General features: G+C 40.3%; 10 protein-coding genes and 2 pseudogenes. 8 read left to right on the top strand and 4 right to left on the bottom strand.

Annotated features, from left to right (window positions below; all coding sequences use genetic code 11):
* Nucleotides 1-71: 71 nt before the first annotated feature.
* The 4 genes from ABJL82_RS09060 to lptC form a co-directional block, all read right to left on the bottom strand.
* Nucleotides 72-2603, bottom strand: coding sequence for an SBBP repeat-containing protein (locus ABJL82_RS09060; RefSeq protein ID WP_347274409.1), 2532 nt, complete (start codon nucleotides 2601-2603; stop codon nucleotides 72-74).
* A 344-nt stretch (nucleotides 2604-2947) separates the two neighbouring features.
* The gene (cobA, locus tag ABJL82_RS09055) at nucleotides 2948-4474 is read right to left on the bottom strand and encodes a uroporphyrinogen-III C-methyltransferase (protein ID WP_347274408.1); all 1527 of its coding nucleotides are present in this window, start codon (nucleotides 4472-4474) and stop codon (nucleotides 2948-2950) included.
* A 682-nt stretch (nucleotides 4475-5156) separates the two neighbouring features.
* Nucleotides 5157-6845: a HEAT repeat domain-containing protein gene (locus ABJL82_RS09050; protein WP_347274407.1), complete on the bottom strand. Its 1689-nt coding sequence runs from the start codon at nucleotides 6843-6845 to the stop codon at nucleotides 5157-5159.
* A gap of 82 nt (nucleotides 6846-6927) precedes the next feature.
* Nucleotides 6928-8922, bottom strand: a complete 1995-nt coding sequence (lptC, locus tag ABJL82_RS09045) for an LPS export ABC transporter periplasmic protein LptC (RefSeq protein ID WP_347274406.1) — start codon at nucleotides 8920-8922, stop codon at nucleotides 6928-6930.
* Between the two features lie 608 nt (nucleotides 8923-9530).
* Between lptC and ABJL82_RS09040 the strand changes: the two genes are divergently transcribed.
* The 8 genes and pseudogenes from ABJL82_RS09040 to ABJL82_RS09005 all read left to right on the top strand — a co-directional run.
* Nucleotides 9531-10574, top strand: a complete 1044-nt coding sequence (locus ABJL82_RS09040) for a glycosyltransferase family 2 protein (protein WP_347274405.1) — start codon at nucleotides 9531-9533, stop codon at nucleotides 10572-10574.
* Complete coding sequence (locus ABJL82_RS09035; RefSeq protein ID WP_347274404.1) at nucleotides 10556-11434, top strand: glycosyltransferase family 2 protein; 879 nt, start codon at nucleotides 10556-10558, stop codon at nucleotides 11432-11434. The genes ABJL82_RS09040 and ABJL82_RS09035 overlap by 19 nt, the downstream gene beginning before the upstream one ends.
* A 90-nt stretch (nucleotides 11435-11524) precedes the next feature.
* A pseudogene (locus ABJL82_RS09030) lies at nucleotides 11525-12672 on the top strand (MraY family glycosyltransferase).
* Nucleotides 12653-15259, top strand: coding sequence for an O-antigen ligase family protein (locus tag ABJL82_RS09025; RefSeq protein WP_347274403.1), 2607 nt, complete (start codon nucleotides 12653-12655; stop codon nucleotides 15257-15259). Before ABJL82_RS09030 ends, ABJL82_RS09025 begins: the two are co-directional and overlap by 20 nt.
* On the top strand, nucleotides 15243-15542 hold the full coding sequence (locus ABJL82_RS09020; protein WP_347274402.1) for a glycosyltransferase: 300 nt from the start codon (nucleotides 15243-15245) through the stop codon (nucleotides 15540-15542). The genes ABJL82_RS09025 and ABJL82_RS09020 overlap by 17 nt, the downstream gene beginning before the upstream one ends.
* Nucleotides 15520-15993, top strand: coding sequence for a glycosyltransferase (locus ABJL82_RS09015; RefSeq protein WP_347274401.1), 474 nt, complete (start codon nucleotides 15520-15522; stop codon nucleotides 15991-15993). The genes ABJL82_RS09020 and ABJL82_RS09015 overlap by 23 nt, the downstream gene beginning before the upstream one ends.
* Nucleotides 15980-17257, top strand: coding sequence for an oligosaccharide flippase family protein (locus ABJL82_RS09010; protein ID WP_347274400.1), 1278 nt, complete (start codon nucleotides 15980-15982; stop codon nucleotides 17255-17257). Before ABJL82_RS09015 ends, ABJL82_RS09010 begins: the two co-directional genes overlap by 14 nt.
* Nucleotides 17258-17790: 533 nt before the next feature.
* Nucleotides 17791-18014 (top strand): annotated as a pseudogene (locus tag ABJL82_RS09005) (transposase); the annotation flags it as partial.

The raw sequence follows: 18014 nt of genomic DNA, 5'->3' as shown, positions 1-18014 counted from the left end.
TCATCCCTCTCTTAACACCGCTTTAACGTAATTAATTAAGCCGCCGCGAGAAGATTCTTTTTTGCCGTTCATCAGGTCTTTGTTTTCTTCATCTCTGCCTTAACTTCCTTATTTTCTCCCTCTTCCAGATCAACCTCTGTTTTGTATTTCTTGTAGCCATTCTTTGTCGCTGTAATCTTATACGTATCCGCCTTTAAATTACCAAACTCGAAAAGTCCATTTTCATCAGAAAATGTTTTTCTTTTAATTTTTGTAGTCTTTCCCTTCAGTGCTATCTTAGCAGATTCAACGGGATTTTTATTCTCATCGCTCAAACTTCCCGATATTTTCCCCAATAATGCAGACAGATCACTATCCAGTTGTGAAATAAAGGTGTCTATCTTACCGTTATAATTTGCATAAAGAACCCCACTGGTAACCGGGAAATTTGAAGCATTCGTAAATCCGGCAACATAAATATCCCCTTCCGGCCCTGTTGCCAATGTCTTGCCGCAATCATAGCCATAAGAACCGCCAAGATAGGTGGAATCCAGCAGGCCTTCCAGATCGTTGTCAAAACTGGAAATGAACGCATCTGCACCTCCACCATTAAATGTGGTGTTATAAGACCCTATTGTGGTAGGGAAATCTGAAGAATACGTACTGCCGGTTACGTAAATTTTCCCGTCTGAAGCAATAACGATGGCATTTGCATGCTCATATCCGTAATTATAGTCGTACCCTTCCGAAGGATAGCCCGAACCGCCCAAAAAGGTTGAGGCAATAAGTGTTTCTAAATCATTGCTCAATTTCGATACAAAGGCGTCAGAGCCAAAATTGTATGTCGTATCATATACCTTTGTAGTTGTCGGGAAATTCGAGGAAAGGGTGCCGCCCGTTACATAAATATTGCCTTCAGAATCGCTTGCCATACCGCTTATATAGTCATTAAAATATCCCCCAATGTATGTGGCAGCAAGAAGGCCCGTCAAATCCTTATCAAACTTTGAAACGAAACCATCAACATCATGTTCACCGCCATTAAAAGCGGCATCGTACGCGTCTGAAGAAGCAGGAAAATCTGATGAGCCGGTGGCGCCTGCGATAAAAACGTTTCCCTTGGAATCGATAGCAAGGGCGCTGCTGTAATCACCGGAAGAACCGCCCATGAACGTTGAGGCCAAAAGACCGGTTAGTTCTTTATTCAGTTTTGAAACAAAAACATCTCTGGAACTACCGGACAATGAGGTTTTATAAGCATCCGCCGAAGCAGGAAAATCGGCAGAAGTTGTATCGCCCGTTACATAGACATTTCCTTCCGCATCAATTGCTATATCGCTGCTATAATCGCCAGAAGTCCCGCCTAAATAGGTAGAAGCCAGAAGATTAGTCAAATTGGCGTCAAGCTGGGAAACAAAAACATCTCCATCTGAATCGTTTAACGACCCTGCATAAGCATTTTCGGTTGTTGGGAAATCGGACGAATTCGTTTCTCCCGTCACGTAAACATTCCCTTCCGGGTCTAAAAGCAAAGACCGTACTTTATCCTCCGAAGATCCGCCAAAATAAGTCGAAGCAAGAAGGCTCGTTAACGTTGGATTTATTTTTGAAATGAAAACATTACTTCCTGCGCTGCCGGTATTGTATGAACCACCGGTAGTCGGAAAGTCAGACTGCAATGTATTCCCGGCGATATAAACATACCCATCCCCGTCAATTGCCAAAGAACACACTTCATCGTTATCTGAACCGCCCAGATAGGTAGAAGCAAGAAGGGGGTCGATGACAAGCTCCTTTGTTTTATCATACTCACCCACTTTAAAACCATAAATCATACCGGCATCTTTCAAATGATAGCTTGCTGCCACCAGGATCTTCTTCCCATTTATTTCCTGATATGCTTCCGGCCTGGTGAACGTAACATTTCCTAACGGCGTCTCTGCCTCCAGTTGTCCTGTTTCATTAACACGTAATGAATTCGCCCCGTTTATCTTTATTCTTATTCCTTCCGCGCTGGCATTTGGTTTTACGTGGAAAAGTTTTTCTACATTGTTGCCATACGCCTTTAATACTAAATCTACTCCGCTAAAAACCTCGCCAAAACAGATACACTCGTATGTTGGGATGTTTTTTTGCCACTGCGAAGGGTCTTTATGCCTATAATAGTTAACCTTCGTAACCGAAGTTTTTTCTCCCTTTATATTAACCGTCTTTCCACCGGCCAACTGCTCCGCAAGCACGATATTCTTCATAACCGGATTGCTCTTACTATCTGCCTTTCTCATAGTTGCAACTGTGGAGCCATGGGAACAGGGTTCGGTTTGCGCGGTAATATTTTGCGTTTTCGTTCCTGGCATGTCTGAAATATGCGGCAATGAATAAACTATTTCACCTTCACTTGTCACATAAATTGTCGCGCCAAAGGTGTTGGCATAAAACTTCACCCTTGCATCTACCTGTCCTTTGTTAAGGATAAAGGGTACCGTAATCATTTGCGCTTTTTTAACCATTTCCTGATGTAAGGTTTTTTGTTTATCGTTTTGGTCTGCGAAAGCTGCCGACCCCAGGAACATTATAAACAAAAATATAACGGATATTCTTATGTTCATGTTTACTCTTTTCATATTGATGGCCTCCTTATATGGGATATGCGGTACTGATACCTTTTACATTGCATTTCAAATTACATGGAATTTACAGACATATCAACTGGAAAAACATTGTGCTGTAATGCACATAGAATGTTTCTCAGGGGGGTGGAGTGAAAAAATGATGTATGTCAAGTAAGCAGAATGTTTATTTTTGAAGTAAATTATGCCTTTGGCGAGTTTTCAATGTAGAGTGACGAGGCTTGTCGCTCTACAACGGCAACCTTTAAGAAATCACAATCTGTGAACACGTAAGGTATTAATGTAGAGACGCATTGCATGCGTCTCTGCAAAAATATTGAAATTCCTGTACTATGAACTTATTTATCAATGGGGGATGTACTTTCCAGTATGGCATTTACAAGTCCGGGGATCGTATATTCCTTCGCTTTAATGGCAATATCAATCCCCATTTCTTCCGCTGTCTTTGTAGTAATGGGGCCAATACTCGCAAATTGGATATGTCCTTTTAAAGGAATGATATTTTCTTTTCCTATAAGCTGTACAAAATTCCTTACCGTTGAGGAACTGGTAAAGGTAACAATGTTAATCTCCCCGTTTCTCATTTTCTCTAAAATATTGACGTCTTTTGGCTGCCCCATAAGGGTCTTGTATACAACCAGGTCGTTAACTTCACCGCCTAATTTCTGCAATTCTTCGGGAAGATAACTTCTTGCTATATCTGCCCGGGGAAGCAAAAACCGCTCGCCTTTTATTGCCGTTACCCTCTTCAGTTCTTCCACGACAGATTCTGCCACGAACTTTGGCGGTTCACAATCGACCCTGATATGATACTTTTCTATGCCTCCAGCGGTAGCAGGGCCTATGGCACATATCTTAAGGCCTTTCAAAACCCTTACATCCTTTCCTAATTCAAACAATCGCTGGAAAAAACTATCCACACCATTAATACTTGTAAATACCAGCCAGTCATAAGAATTAATAGTATTTATTGCTTCATCCAGTGGTTGTATTGAATCCGGTTTTGCGATTTCAATCGTGGGAAACTCAATTACATTGGCGCCAAATTCATATAACCTGTCCGCAAATTCACTTGCCTGTTCTCTCGAACGGGTAACTACAATCGTTTTGCCAAACAATGGCCTGTTTTCAAACCAATTAAGCTGGTCACGCAACTTAACAACTTCACCAACGATGGTTATCGCGGGAGGTTTGATATTTTTTGCCTTCGCCACAATCGTATTCAGTGTGCCGACAACGGTTTCCTGCCGGAAAGTGGTACCCCACCGTATTACCGCCACCGGCGTATCGCCGGAACGTCCGTGCTTCATAAGCTGTTCCGTAATATACGGAAGGTTTTTCACCCCCATATAAAATGCCAGTGTGCCAATCCCCGTGCTTATTTTTGACCAGTCAATGGAGCTTTCGTTCTTGGCAGGGTCCTCATGCCCTGTTATCAAACCAAAGGTAGAGGTGAATTCCCTATGCGTTACGGGAATGCCTGCATAGTTGGGAGTCGCTATAGCGGCAGTAATGCCAGGCACTACTTCAAAAGGGATCTTATATTCTCTCAAAACAAGGGCTTCTTCTCCGCCACGTCCAAAAATATAAGGATCTCCCCCTTTCAGCCGTGTGACAATTTTATCTTCCAGTGCTTTTTCTACGAGAAGCTTATTAATATCCTCCTGTTCAAGGGTGTGGGAACCGCCTTGCTTTCCTACATATATCATTTCCACGCCTGGCTTTGCGGCTTTGAGTAATTCAACGTTTACGAGATAATCATAAACAATGACATCTGCTTTTTTAATACACTCACGCCCTTTTACGGTTATAAGCCCCGGATCGCCAGGACCTGCTCCTACTAAGTACACAATACTGCGTCTCATCAATAAAATACCTTTCCTTAATATAGATTTAATTTAGGCGGGGTTTTAAAAGACGAAAACCAAACAGCATTAATTTTTACCCATCCCCACCACCTCCTAAGATATGTGGACTATTACAAAAATTTTAATCTCATCATAATATTGAAATCATATTATTTAGTCAAATTGTTTATTGCACACGTTTGCAAAACAGAAGCCATAGCGCCGCCATACCGCTTTTAGTGCCCTATCAGTAATTTATTGTAACTATTCAGCGTAAACATTACTCTACCCAAGGCGGGTTCAGTTTTGCAACCTGAACCCATGAGTTTATGTGGATAATGGAGCCATGTACTGAAATAAAATTCCAATGCCAAAATCACAAAATCCCTGTTTGGAATCTGGAATTTATTTGTCACTTGTTCTGTCAATAGAAGGTTGGATTGAAAGTATAAAATGTTTGGTTCAGGTTACAAACCTGAACCCGCGAATGGTTTGGAGCATAGGGTTTATTGGTAACACTTTAGTTTTTTGTCATTTGAAATTGTTTCGTATTTCGAATTTGGTTGCGGCCAAAGGCTGCGCCGTGAAATCTGTGGTTTCTCTTTTATAAATTCCCGGCTGCTTCAGTCCCTTCACGGTTAAACACTCTTTGGTTGCGGCTTTGCTGCACTGTGTAATCTGTGGTTCCCCTTTCGTTATGCTACTCAATATCTTTGTATCGCTCCACAATCCTGCCCATCGCCTCAAATGCGCTTTCCACGACGTCTTCATTCCCGCTATTTATGAGCGCCTTCAGGGATAGAAGTGTCTTTGGCGTCCCGATTCTGCCAAGCGTCCAGGCTGCCGAGCTTACAACTAAAGGGGATGTATCTTTTAGCGACCACATAAGCGGGGTTACGGCGCTTGCATTGCCAACCCATCCGAGTATCTGCGCGGCACGGCTTCTTGTATATTCATTAACGTCATTCAGTGCGCCAATTAATAATGGTACCGCAGGAGCGCCTGTTTTTATTAATGCCCAACTGGCTTTACGCCTTGTAGATTCTTCGTTATCCTGGAGGGCCTTTATCAGAAAAGGAACGGCCTTTTCCCCCATAGAAGCCAAAGCCCACGCTGATTTTGTACGGGCAAAGGAGGCCTCACTTTCCGCATCGGTGATAAGAATATCGTACAAGGCCGCAATTGCTTTATCATTACCACTATTGCCTGCCGCTTCAATGCAAGCCTCTTTGACAAGCCAGCTCTTTTCTCTTTTAAGCATCTCCAGTATGGGAAAGACTGAACCTTGATTTCCCAGAGTACCCAATGCCCTTGCAATATCATATCTTACGTTTATCTCAGTTTCTCTTTGAAACCTGTCAGTAAGCGCCTGTAGTGATTGTACTGCGCCAAGCCTTTTTAATGCCAGCACCGCTTCTCTCCTAACGAGGGTATTTTTATCGTTTAAAAGCGGTTCTATCTGTGGTGCGATAGTATTATCACCACAAAAACTCAGCGCCCAAACGGCATTTTGCCTTATCTTTGCACTCTTCTTTTTGAGTAATTTCAGAAGCGGCGGTACCGTGTATTTCTGTGGCAGAACGGCTAATGTTATTGCCGCTGTCCTTGATTCATCCTCTCCTTCGCTCTGCAACGTGTTCAACAGTGTTTTTATTTTTGTGTGAATAAACGGGTCGTTATTGTCTATCGAAAGCGGCCTTTTTTCATATTCTTTCTTTTTTATTTCAGTTGCGGTGTTTAACCGGGTATTTATATCCAAAACATCCATTGCTACATAGGGATAATCCACGAGAAGAACATCTACCCCCCGCTTTATCGCCTTCTGTATTATCCGACGGTCATCACTTTCCAGTAAAGAAGTAAATGCGTATTTCTTTTCTTTGCGGATTTGTTTCAGTTTTTCATCGTTTAGTTCATCGGCGGAAACATACACCAGTCCCTTTCCGAAAGACCTTGCGTTTTTAGGGCTATAATTCCTCATTGTTCCCCATAAATAAACTTGCGAAGACATCTCATAGGTATTAATCAGTTCTGCAACTTGTTCTTCCAGAAAAATCTGTTGTATATTTAAAATCAGTTTAAGTTTGTTAATTTTACAAAACATCAGTACATCTGACAGCAAAGGAACGCGTTCCCCCTCAAACTCCACGCCCCGCCATGATCCAGCATCGTACTGTTGTATTTCCGAATATAATAAATGGTCAACCCTGCCCATACCATCCGTTGTACGGTCAATCGTTTCGTCGTTCATTAATATAAGCCGGCCATCCTTTGTACTGCGAATATCAACCAAAACACCGTCTATGCCCAATTCTGCAATCCTGTGCAAAGCAGCAAATGTATTTTCCGGCGTTTCTTCCAATATACCCCGATGCGCAAAAATTTCCACACGTTGCGTATTTTCTGCGTAAAGCTGTCCTGCAAAGGTTGTTAGAAAAAATACCAAAAAAATTATAATATAACTAATCTTTTTATTTATCCGCATTGCCAGCTTCTTTACTGATAAGTTGCCAGTGAGGTCTGCCTTCCCAGGTTATCCTGCCTTCTGCCATATTGAAGTAAACCTTTTCCGAAAAAGTCCTCGAACCTTCTTTTCTTAATTCCGCCTTCGGGCTGCCAGTCAGCACTCCCATGTTTTTCGGTAAATCCCATGTAAAAAATGTGCCGAACCCCTCGCTCCCGCCTAACTCCTTGCTATAAAAATAAACGTTGCCTGCGGTAATAATTTTTGAAATCTCCCCGTCTGCTCCCATATATGCATCAATTTGGTCTCCACTCAACCTTTGTCCGCTTTGGGAAACCTGAACCTCTTCAAAAAACCCAGCCTTTTTTATTACACTATCATATTCCATTTTTTTAAGCCAGGTAACCTTAATGCCTGTTTTGTCCGTTTCTTCGGTGTGGCTCATTCCCTTTCCGATTTCATATAAACTCCCCTTTCCCTCACACAAGATTTTTTCCTCATTTTCGAAGAAAGTAACCTTGGGGGAAATAATCTGCCTTGTATTTCCTTCCCTGAGAATAGCAAAAGGGGTCCCATATAAAACGGTTACGTTACTTTGTGCATCCCATGCTACCTGATCACCAACAGCCTCGTTCCATAAACCGCCTTTTTTATCAACAATATGAACCTTATCCTTTGCGTCAAATGATTTCAGGTCATAGTTATTGTCGTTAAACGTTACGTACAAATAATCACACCGGAGAAGGGAATCATCTCTCCGTACTTCAATATTTTCTTCGAAGATGGCTTCCCTTGCATCCCCCATGTAATTCATTTTCCCTTCCCACTTCACATTAATCGTTTCATCCTTCGCTTCTGTGTTCGCAGCTTTTCTCTCCGTAATATTTTTCTCATTGGGTTTTACTCTTAAGCTGCCGGCACACGGAACGTCTATTTTGTTTGCGTTTTTATAAAAAATCATTCTTGCGGCGTATAAACTGAGATCGTCTCGTATAAATTCTGCGTTCTTTGCATCCTCAAGGATTGCGCTTTGCGTATTGACGTCCCAGGAAAGTGTGTCTCCTTTGGCAATTTTTGCTCCCTGCGAAGCAAGAACATTTCCGCTTGCAATCGCCTGTTTCGTTTCTTTTGTTTCTGCATCAAGAAAAATAACAAGCTTGTCTGAGAAAACGGTAGCGCTGCCCTTCGCGGCTTCAACATTATCGTTGAATGTCATGATATGGAAATCAGGCTCCCTATCAAACACAAGCGGACCGCTGGAACGAATGATTGTTTTTTCTTCCGTTTTTTCCTCTTCAACCGTTTTCCCCATATCATGTTCTCCCGGTAGATGGCCTTGTCCCGAATCTTCTTCATAAATAAAAAAAAGATCATTTTTCACCCCATCCATTTCCATCTCCGCATCTTTTATAATCCACATCTTCCTGTTTGCAAGGTCTACCTCGCAACCCTTGCCAGTGATTACAAACCCTGTTCCGGTGATGGTGACAAACTCATCCGTACGTACTGACTTGTTCTCTGGGAAATACCGCATATTTTCGGTGTACAAACTGGTTTCCTTATCCAGTTGAACTACAACATTATCGGAAAGATATCCTTCATTCGATATCTTATCCATTTCTCCAATGTCCGAGGTAATTATCACCTTTTGCGATTCGTCCCCCTGATCTTCATCATCCATTACTTCAATTTCCGGTTCAATTATTTTATATCTGTCGTTCTCCAGCAAAAATGTGTTTTTCCCTCTCATTGTGTACGTCTCATTTCCTTCCTTATCGTAGTTGGGGAGAAAAAGCCCGTCAACCGTTTGAGTGATCTTCCCGGATTTTCGTATGTCGTCTATTATTTGCTTATTCTTTAGAGAATCTTCTGATGAAACAACGCTTTCTCCTGGTTTTTCGACAGGATTTTTTGATTTTGGCTTTGAGAGAATAACAGAAATGATTATCGTAATGAAACAAATGATGGGTATGCTTAAAAATATATATCTTCGTTTAGTCATTATTTACTGGAAAACAAATTTTTTCATTTGCGAAATACTCTTTATCCGCAGATTTCGCAGCCATGTATAATTGTATTGGAAAAGACTTCAATTGTTTATGATCAGAGTGGGGGCAGGGGGGGGAATCCGCTTTTCTCTGCGCTCTCCGCGCCCTTTACGGTGAACGATTACATTATTTAACTGCGGGCATCGTAACACAACGGAAATAAGTTGTCAAGTCCGGAGCACTTAATTAAAACCCTTATCGACGGTTTATCTTCACAAACTTGTCCTCGTAAAACGGGGATGAGCCAAGGTCTTAATCAAGCGGCCAGGCGGGCCTTTCACAGAGCACATTCACGGGCAAAATAAGATAATTGCTAATCTTGTGCTTGCATTCCTTTGCCTTATCTGTTAATTTACCGTGCCTAAATTTTCAAAAACGTTATGAACTGCCATCGAACTTGTTGAATGTTGCGCAGGAACAGATTTGGGGAACCACAGATTACAGATTTAAATCGTAAATCGTACCTCCTTGCCTCATCTGTAAAATCTGTGGTTTCAAACTCGTTTATCGGTCTGAGGCTTCGCCTCGTTAGTGAAAAAACGTCTCCAACATCCTGGTTTTTATGCTTCATATATCAGTTGTTATCGTAAACTGGAATACTCAAGACATATTAATAAATTGCCTTGATTCGCTGTATAAAAACACAAACACCCCTTTTGAACTCTTTATCATTGATAACAACTCTGCAACACAACAGGCAAAAAACCAATTCCATCCCCTTTTACAAAGCAAGCATAATTGTGACGCAAAAATACTTACTGAAATGGATACAGAAGATAAAGAATCCCTGAATAGCGGTACCGGAAAAATAGATATTATATTTGGCAACATTGCTACGAAATATGAAAATGTCCATTTTATTAAAAACAAAAAAAACATGGGGTTCGCATATGCAGTAAACCAGGGAATCCTAGAATCCATAGGAGAATATGTTCTCGCCCTTAATCCCGATGTAATGGTAACTGAAGGCTATCTCGACACATTATTTGAAAAAATAAATGCTGATAAAGCAATAGGCGCTATTTCCGGCAAATTGCTGAGTATGGAAAATAAAAATATGCTGGATAGCGCCGGGCAGACCGTGTATAAAAACCGCTTTGCCAGAGATCGTGGCCATCACGAAACTGATATCAATCAATATCAGGAAGGTTGTGTATTTGGAACATGTGCAGCGGCAACTTTGTATCGAAGAGAGATGCTTCTTGACGTCAAACTTAATAATGAATTTTTCGATAACGACTTTTTCGCATACCTCGAAGATGTCGACCTTGCATGGAGGGCGCAAACCAGGGGTTGGAAATTCTATTTTGTACCTAATGCCATCGCCTATCATCAAAGGGCGGTTTCAAGCAGGGCTTTACTAAAAAAAATAAAAAGGAAATTCTGGGGATGGCGGAATCGATACTTAATGATTATAAAAAATGATTCCTTGTTGAGCATAGTAGTAAATATCCCCTTTCTGATACTATGCCCTATAAAATCTATAAAAATGTTAAGAAAAAGACGCTTTATTCAAAAAAGAAGATTGGTGAAGCATTGTGAGGTCGTAAAGTGGTTTGTACCGTATCTGTTACATGCGAAACAAAAATGCGCACATCGGGGATAGAGATATCTTTTATCATTGTTGACTACAATGCCTTCCTGTCTTTGCAAAGGTTAATGGAAACTATCCGGAAAAAAACAAAGGATATCAGTTATGAAATCATTGTTGTAGACAATAGCAAAGATACCAAAGAATCTTTTTTCCAAAAAAACCATCCTGACATCAAATATATATTTAATAGCAAGAACCTTGGATTCAGTAAGGCTGCAAATATTGGTATCAACAATAGTGCAGGGCAATATGTGTTGCTCTTAAACCCCGATACCCGGTTAAAGAATAATGTCGCCATGCTACTTGCGGGGTTTTTAGATAAGCATCCGGATGTAGGTGTTGCAGGGGCTAAAATATTGAACGATGACGAGTCCATTCAATTTTCGTGTCGTAGTTTCCCATCTTACAAGACAGCTTTTTTTAATAGGTATTCATTATTGACCCGAATGTTTCCAAAAAACAGATATTCAACAGCATACATAAATCCAATTAATTCTCACAACGAGACCGCCGGGGTTGATTGGTTATCCGGTTCGTGTATGATGCTCAGGAAACAGGCGTTGGAGTCCACAGGCCTTTTTGATGAAAATTTTTTTATGTACTGCGAAGACGTGGATATATGCCACAGAATGAAACTCCTGGGATGGAAAGTGGTCTATTATCCAGAAGCGGTAATATATCATAGCATTGGGAAGAGTTCATCGCAGAATAAAATTAAGGCTGTAGTAGAAAGACACAAAAGTATGTGGACATATTACAAAAAATACCTCCATCGACGCAAAGCGACAGATATCATTATCCGGTTTGGTATAGTAAGCAGATGTATTTTCCATTTGATTATTGCATTGTTTCAGTGTCCTTTTGTAGAATGATTCCGAGTTACCTTTGGCGACTTTCCCGATATAGAGCGACGAGCCTCGTCGCTCTACAACCACAGCATTGAAATTCCTTAGCATTAAAGTATGGGTATACAGTTTTATTTATTTACTGCTTATATATTTCTTTTGACCTTTGCCATATCATTTTTCATGATACCGCTCTTAATACGATTGGCAAAGAGATTCGATATTATTGATTACCCCAACCATCGGAAGATTCATACCACTCCGACTCCACTATTAGGAGGAGTAGCCATTGCGGGCGCCTTTACAATCGCTCTTGCCACACACGTATCCCTGGTTGTATTTCTTAAGAATTTCATAACCAGCAACACCCTATTCTCATCACGGCTTCAATTCTATGCAAATAACACAACATGTATAACAAATCAGGTATTTGCCGTACTGATAGGTGGTTTAATCATTGCGATTGTAGGAATAATAGATGACATAAGGGGGTTATCCATATGGATACGGTTACTCACAGAAGCAGCAGTTGCTTTTGTAATGGCCTGGATGGGATTTAAATTAGAGATATTTTTACCGGAAATTACTACCTGGATAATTACGATATTGTGGGTAATAGGCATTACTAATGCATTTAATCTGCTTGATGGCGCTGATGGGCTTGCCAGTGGCGTAGGTATCATATCGGCGCTCATACTTGCGGGTATTATGTTCTTTGGAAATCAGCCACTGGTGGGATGTTACTCTTGACCCTCGTTGCGGCAATAGGTGGTTTTTTAAGGTACAACTTACCTCCTGCGAAAGTATTTATGGGAAGCGCCGGAAGCATGTTTATAGGATATATATTGTCTGTTACAACGATATTGGCGACCTTCACTATCAATAATGCCTGTACAAATTATGTAATTGCATTACCTATCGTTATCTTGAGCATACCCCTTTACGATACCCTTTCTGTCATATTTTTGAGGAGTATAAAAAAAGTATCTGTAACCAAAGGAGATTTGAATCACCTTGTTCACAGACTGATGCGTGCAGGATTTTCACAGAAAAAGGCGGTATTCCTAATTTATTTGATGTCGTTTGCTATAGGAATATTAGGTATTCTTTTAATATGGACAACAGTAGTGCAGAGTATCATTGTGTTAAGTTTTATCGGAGTACTTTTTGTAGGTATATTCTTATTTGAATATTTTCTTGTAAAACAGAATCACAAGACGGTCAAACTAAAAAACCTTGATAACTATGCAAAACAGACGCTATGATCGTGGTAAAAGCCTCACGCTGAGAGCCGATAATATAATAATAGGGCTGATATTATTTCTCCTGTGCGCACTACCACTTGCTATCGACCTTCACCTGGCAAAACCTTTTAGTTTATGCAAACTCGTCTTATTTTACGGAACGGCGCTTTTTGTTATCACCGTTTGGTTAACTAAACTTGTCCCTGTACGTTTTAAACAGGGATCGGTATCAATTTCTGCCAAAAATTCTACATCATCCGGCAATATCCACAGACAAGGTACATCTCACTCCCCCTTAATAAATAGAGAACAACCCCCTGAATCCCCCTTTATTAAGGGGGACTTAGGGGGTTGTTCTTTTTTCCACCATACACCCTTAACATATCCGGTGCTTGCCTATATAACAGCCGTCATTTTCAGTACCATATTTTCCCTCAATAAAACTATAAGTGTATTCGGTTACTACGTGCATTACGAGGGATTGCTCACGTCAATCGGATATGTCATCCTCTTTTATGCTATCGTTACTTCTTTTAAAAAGCGGCATGTTTTTTATATGACAATTGCACTATCCATTGCATGTTTTTTATCTTCCATTTACGGAGTTATCCAATTCCTTGATTATGATCCTATCTCATGGGCAAATGTAGGCGAAAGACTCAAAATTACATCTACATTTGGTAACCCCATTTTCTTCTCCGGATATCTCGTCTCCGTATTCCCACTAATACTCGCAGGATTTTTATTACAATTGAAAAACCTATCAGTCAAAAATACGTTCAGGGGAAAGTGTTTTCTTGCATTCATGGCAGTAGTCCTGATACTCATGCTGTTTAATCTATACACCACAAAAACGCGCGGTGCATGGCTGGGATTTGTTTTTAGCATTTTATGCGTAACGGTATTAATATACATAGAATTTATTGTCAAACACAGAATCAAATTCATTATTTTAGCGAGCTGTTTTTTCGTAATTTTTGGTGTATTTGTAGGTTGTAAGTATAAACACCCTATAAATCAATTGCTGTATCTCTTAAAACAAAAAGGGGACGTTTCTGTAGCCTTGACCGATGCAAACAAAGGCGACCCAATTGGCCGCTCCTACTTTACAAATACCCGCGGGGGGCAATCGGTATTTTATCGCGTCATTCAATATAAATCTGCCTTAGATATGATTCGTGACCATCCCTTTACAGGCATTGGGCCTGATTTAGTTGGTTCGGTGCTGCCTCGGTATGCCTTTCATCATTACAAGCAATCACCAGCCACCCCTGAATTTGAAAATGTAATGGGCATTCACAATGACGTCCTCGATAAGGCAGCTACGTGTGGCATTATTGGATTAGGAACGTATTTATGGATTTTTGGCGCATTTATATTATTCGTAAAAAGGCGTTTTAATCGTATTGAAAAGCATGACAGATTAATCCTTTCCGGTTTATTGGCAGGTCTTGTGGGATATCTTATTCAGCAACAATTTAACGTTATTGAATATACCCTTACCTTGCACTTTTGGATATTCATGGCGGCAAGTATGGTATTATTGAATCATATTGAAGAAAAAGATTCATCTGAGAGGATAGCAACAAAAAAACATCTGTCTCAAAGAAAACCACCTGTTAAGGCGCCCGGGCGGGTTTTCCCAACAGCACTCTTCTGCTTATGCTATCTGCCAATTATGGGAATACTGGTATATGGTCTTTATTATTTAACTAACATTTACAAGGCAGACGTACTGCACAAAAAAGGATCGGATTATTTGACTTATGCAACAACGCATCAGGAATCAGGAGGCGATCTCAATAAAAATCCATATTGGGAAAAGGGTTTAGCATATTATAAGGCTAGTATTTTATACAATCCCGGACAGACCATTTACCGTTATCAACTATGTGAAGCCTACCTTTTTATGTTGAGAAAGGACTTAAACAATATTGACCTTCTAGAAATGACCATAAAAGAAGCGGAAGAGATTATCAGGATTGACCCCAATGAGGATTTTGCATTTAATTATTTAGTCAATGCCTATGATCTGCTGGAATACAATACCAAAAGAGATTATAGCAATAAAATCATTCCTTACTGTGAAATGTCCATTTCGATTAATCCATACAAAGCATCATATTATGATTGTCTCGGCACGTATTATATAAAAAGAGGCCTTTATGATAAGGCAATCCTGTCGTTTAAACAAATATTACACATGAAACCCGATTATCCCGGGATAGCCGGAAAACTCGAGAACGCATATAAGCCATTAATTAAAAAGTTAATTACACAAAATCAATTAAATGAGGCCGAGGCGTTGCTGGGCGAAATACTTCCTCTCTCTAACAATATTTATTTTAATAAACTCAAAATCCTTATTTATGGCAAAATGGGACAATGGGAGGACGTAATAAAGGAATCAGAACAAATTTTATTGGCAAAAGCCGACGATATTGACGCCTATCAGAACATCGCAACGGCCTATTATGTAATGAAGAAATACGATGACGCCAAAAAAACACTTGAAAAAATTTTACAACTATCATTCAATGACAAGCCTGCAAATGATTTATTACAAAAAATAAATAATAGTGAACATAAAGATGCCGCTCATCAATAAAAATATCTCTGTAATTATGCCTGCCCATAACGAAGGTAATATAATCTACGAAAATTTAATAAAAACACACAAAGTGCTCAAAAGGACGTTCATTTCTCATGAAATAATTCTGGTAAGCGATGGAAGCAAAGATAAAACCGTATCGGAAGCCAGGCGAGCTAGCATTGATATAGGTTCAATAAAGGTTGTGGAATATAGCAATAATGCGGGGAAAGGCCATGCCTTGAAGAGTGGTTTTGCTCAGGTAGAGGGTGAGTTGGTTGCTTTCTTTCTTAGATGCTGACCTTGATATCCATCCAAGACAAATACAGACCTTGTGCCACACCATGGATAAGACACATGCCGATGTTGTTATAGGCTCAAAATATCACCCCGCATCTAAATTAAACACCCCGAAGAGACGCAAACTGATTAGCTTTATTTATAAGATTATGTTATTTTTACTCTTCAAACTACCCTTATGTGACACACAAGCGGGACTAAAGCTTTTTAAAACCGAAGTGCTTAAAAGGGTATTTCCAAAGGTTGTGTGTAAACGGTTTGCCTTTGATGTTGAGCTGTTGGCAAACGCACATCGCATAGGTTACAAGATTTTGGAATGCCCAATCGTATTGAAGTTCCGCAGGGAAATGCGCTGGGGAAACATTAAGTTTAAGACACTCTATTCTACGGGGATTGACACCCTGGCAATATTTTATCGCATGTATATATTACGCTATTATGATAAACAATAAACTCATCAAAAGTGGTTTCTATCTGTTCGTCGCTTCCCTGGTGGGAAACGTCTCTGCTTACTTCTTTCAATTTTACATGAGCAGAAAATTGAGCGTGGAAGACTTTGGCATGTTCAATTCCTTGCTGTCACTTTCTGCCATTATATCCGTTCCTGCGGGTACAGTATTGGTGGTAATGGCCAGGTATGTCTCAAAATTCAATGCAACCTGCGCTGTCGGGAAGATAAAATATCTGCTTTACAATGCCTATATCAAATTGCTATTGGCAGGTATTCTGGGCGTCGGTATTTTTGTTTCATTAAGCGGGTATATTTCTGATTATCTGAACATAGGCACACGGTTTCCCCTTATCCTCATAGGTGTTTCTTTACTCATTTCGTTACTGTTGCCTATAAACATGGGCATTTTGCAAGGATTGCAAAAATTTGGCTACATGGGATTAAGTGGTATCCTTTCCGGTGTGCTGCGATTAGCATGCGGGGTATTATTAATATCTCTCGGTCTCGGTGTGAATGGCGCAATAGTTGCCGGTATAATACCCTCATTGGTGATGCTTTTTATAACGTTTTATCCAATCAGATTTTTGTTCAATAAAGCTGTACATAATGATAATGAGCGATACACAAAGGAAATCCTGCTCTACAGTTTACCGGTAACATTGTCGACCCTTTGTTTTACAGGACTCATTAATATCGATCTTGTGCTTGTAAAACATTTTTTCAGCCCGGAAGAAGCGGGAAACTATGCGGCAGCAGCTATATTGGGCAGGTCTATATTTTATCTGCCAGGCGCTATAATACTGGCTATGTTTCCCATGGTCTCCGAGTCACATACCCTAAATAAAGACACCTATGGCCTGCTCAGCAAGGCGCTCATCTTTACCCTTTTATTGTCAGGCGTGGGGCTTGTACTTTTTTCTATCTTCCCGTCCCAATTAATGGGTTTATTAATGGGCAAAAAATTTATACCAATAGCGCCATTATTACGGATATTTGGCTTTGCAATGCTACCATTTGCCCTCCTCAATATAGTAATAAACTTTAATCTGGCCAGGCATAGTACAAAATTTGTATATACGTTGGTGCCGGGTTGTCTGTTGGAGGTATTTTTGTTATATATATTCCATAATTCACTTACGCATGTGATATATATTATGGGAGGAAGTGGCGCCCTTTTGTTCTTTGTTAATTTCTTTTTGATACTCAGAGAAAAGATTGGTTATGTATATCGGTATCCACAGATTGCGCAGATTCACGCAGATTAAAAAGAATAGAAAAGAATAGAAAAAATTGTTTAAAATCAATCAGTCCACTAAAGCATTATGATGGCTGTGGGAAAAAACAGAGTAAGTTATTAAAACCGGTTTTTAATGCATGTTTGCGGGCAAGTCTAGTTGTAACATATTTATTTGAAAGCTGATATGACAGCCGCAGCATGTAGTAGTGGCAAGGCGTGCCTTGCCAGTTTTAAAATGAATGAATCCTGCCTCGGGCTTTACCGAATGGGTGATAGCGAATCCACCATTCCATTATCATTGATGGATTCAGCCTCGTACTGGCAAGGGGGTGCATTCCCGATTTTTTGTAAAAAAGCTTATTATTTACGCAGGATGGGTCACTCGTCAGAAGTCAGAAGTCCGCGAAAAACTCCGATCTCTGACTTCTGACTTCGATATTCTCTTTTCATCCTACTAAAATGATGGGTTACAAAAAATCGGGAATGCTCCCCTGGCAAGGCACGCCTTGCCGCTACAGGTAAATACAATCACATTACGAAAAATTATAACTGGATGCATAAATGTACAATTCCGGCATGAAACCTCACAAATCCATCCGGTTAAAGGGATACGATTATTCACGGGCGGGAGCGTATTTTGTAACGATCTGTACACATGACAAGGAATGTATATTTGGTGCTGTAACGGATGGGAATTTGGCGCTGCATGAATTTGGCCGGATGGTTAATGCAGAATGGCTAAAGACGGCAAAAATACGTAAGAACGTCATATTGGATGTCTATAT

Source organism: Candidatus Kuenenia sp. (assembly GCF_039794105.1).
Classification (GTDB): domain Bacteria; phylum Planctomycetota; class Brocadiia; order Brocadiales; family Brocadiaceae; genus Kuenenia.
The sequence above is the reverse complement of the archived record's forward strand: the minus strand, read 5'-3'. Positions and strand labels throughout refer to the sequence as shown.

What these genes read in the sequence shown, in the direction of transcription:
- lptC (WP_347274406.1), bottom strand. Translation starts at nt 8,922, where the DNA reads ATGACTAAACGAAGATATATATTTTTAAGCATACCCATCATTTGTTTC.
- ABJL82_RS09040 (WP_347274405.1), top strand. Translation starts at nt 9,531, where the DNA reads ATGCTTCATATATCAGTTGTTATCGTAAACTGGAATACTCAAGACATA.
- cobA (WP_347274408.1), bottom strand. Translation starts at nt 4,474, where the DNA reads ATGAGACGCAGTATTGTGTACTTAGTAGGAGCAGGTCCTGGCGATCCG.
- ABJL82_RS09035 (WP_347274404.1), top strand. Translation starts at nt 10,556, where the DNA reads ATGCGCACATCGGGGATAGAGATATCTTTTATCATTGTTGACTACAAT.
- ABJL82_RS09060 (WP_347274409.1), bottom strand. Translation starts at nt 2,603, where the DNA reads ATGAAAAGAGTAAACATGAACATAAGAATATCCGTTATATTTTTGTTT.
- ABJL82_RS09020 (WP_347274402.1), top strand. Translation starts at nt 15,243, where the DNA reads ATGCCGCTCATCAATAAAAATATCTCTGTAATTATGCCTGCCCATAAC.
- ABJL82_RS09010 (WP_347274400.1), top strand. Translation starts at nt 15,980, where the DNA reads ATGATAAACAATAAACTCATCAAAAGTGGTTTCTATCTGTTCGTCGCT.
- ABJL82_RS09025 (WP_347274403.1), top strand. Translation starts at nt 12,653, where the DNA reads ATGCAAAACAGACGCTATGATCGTGGTAAAAGCCTCACGCTGAGAGCC.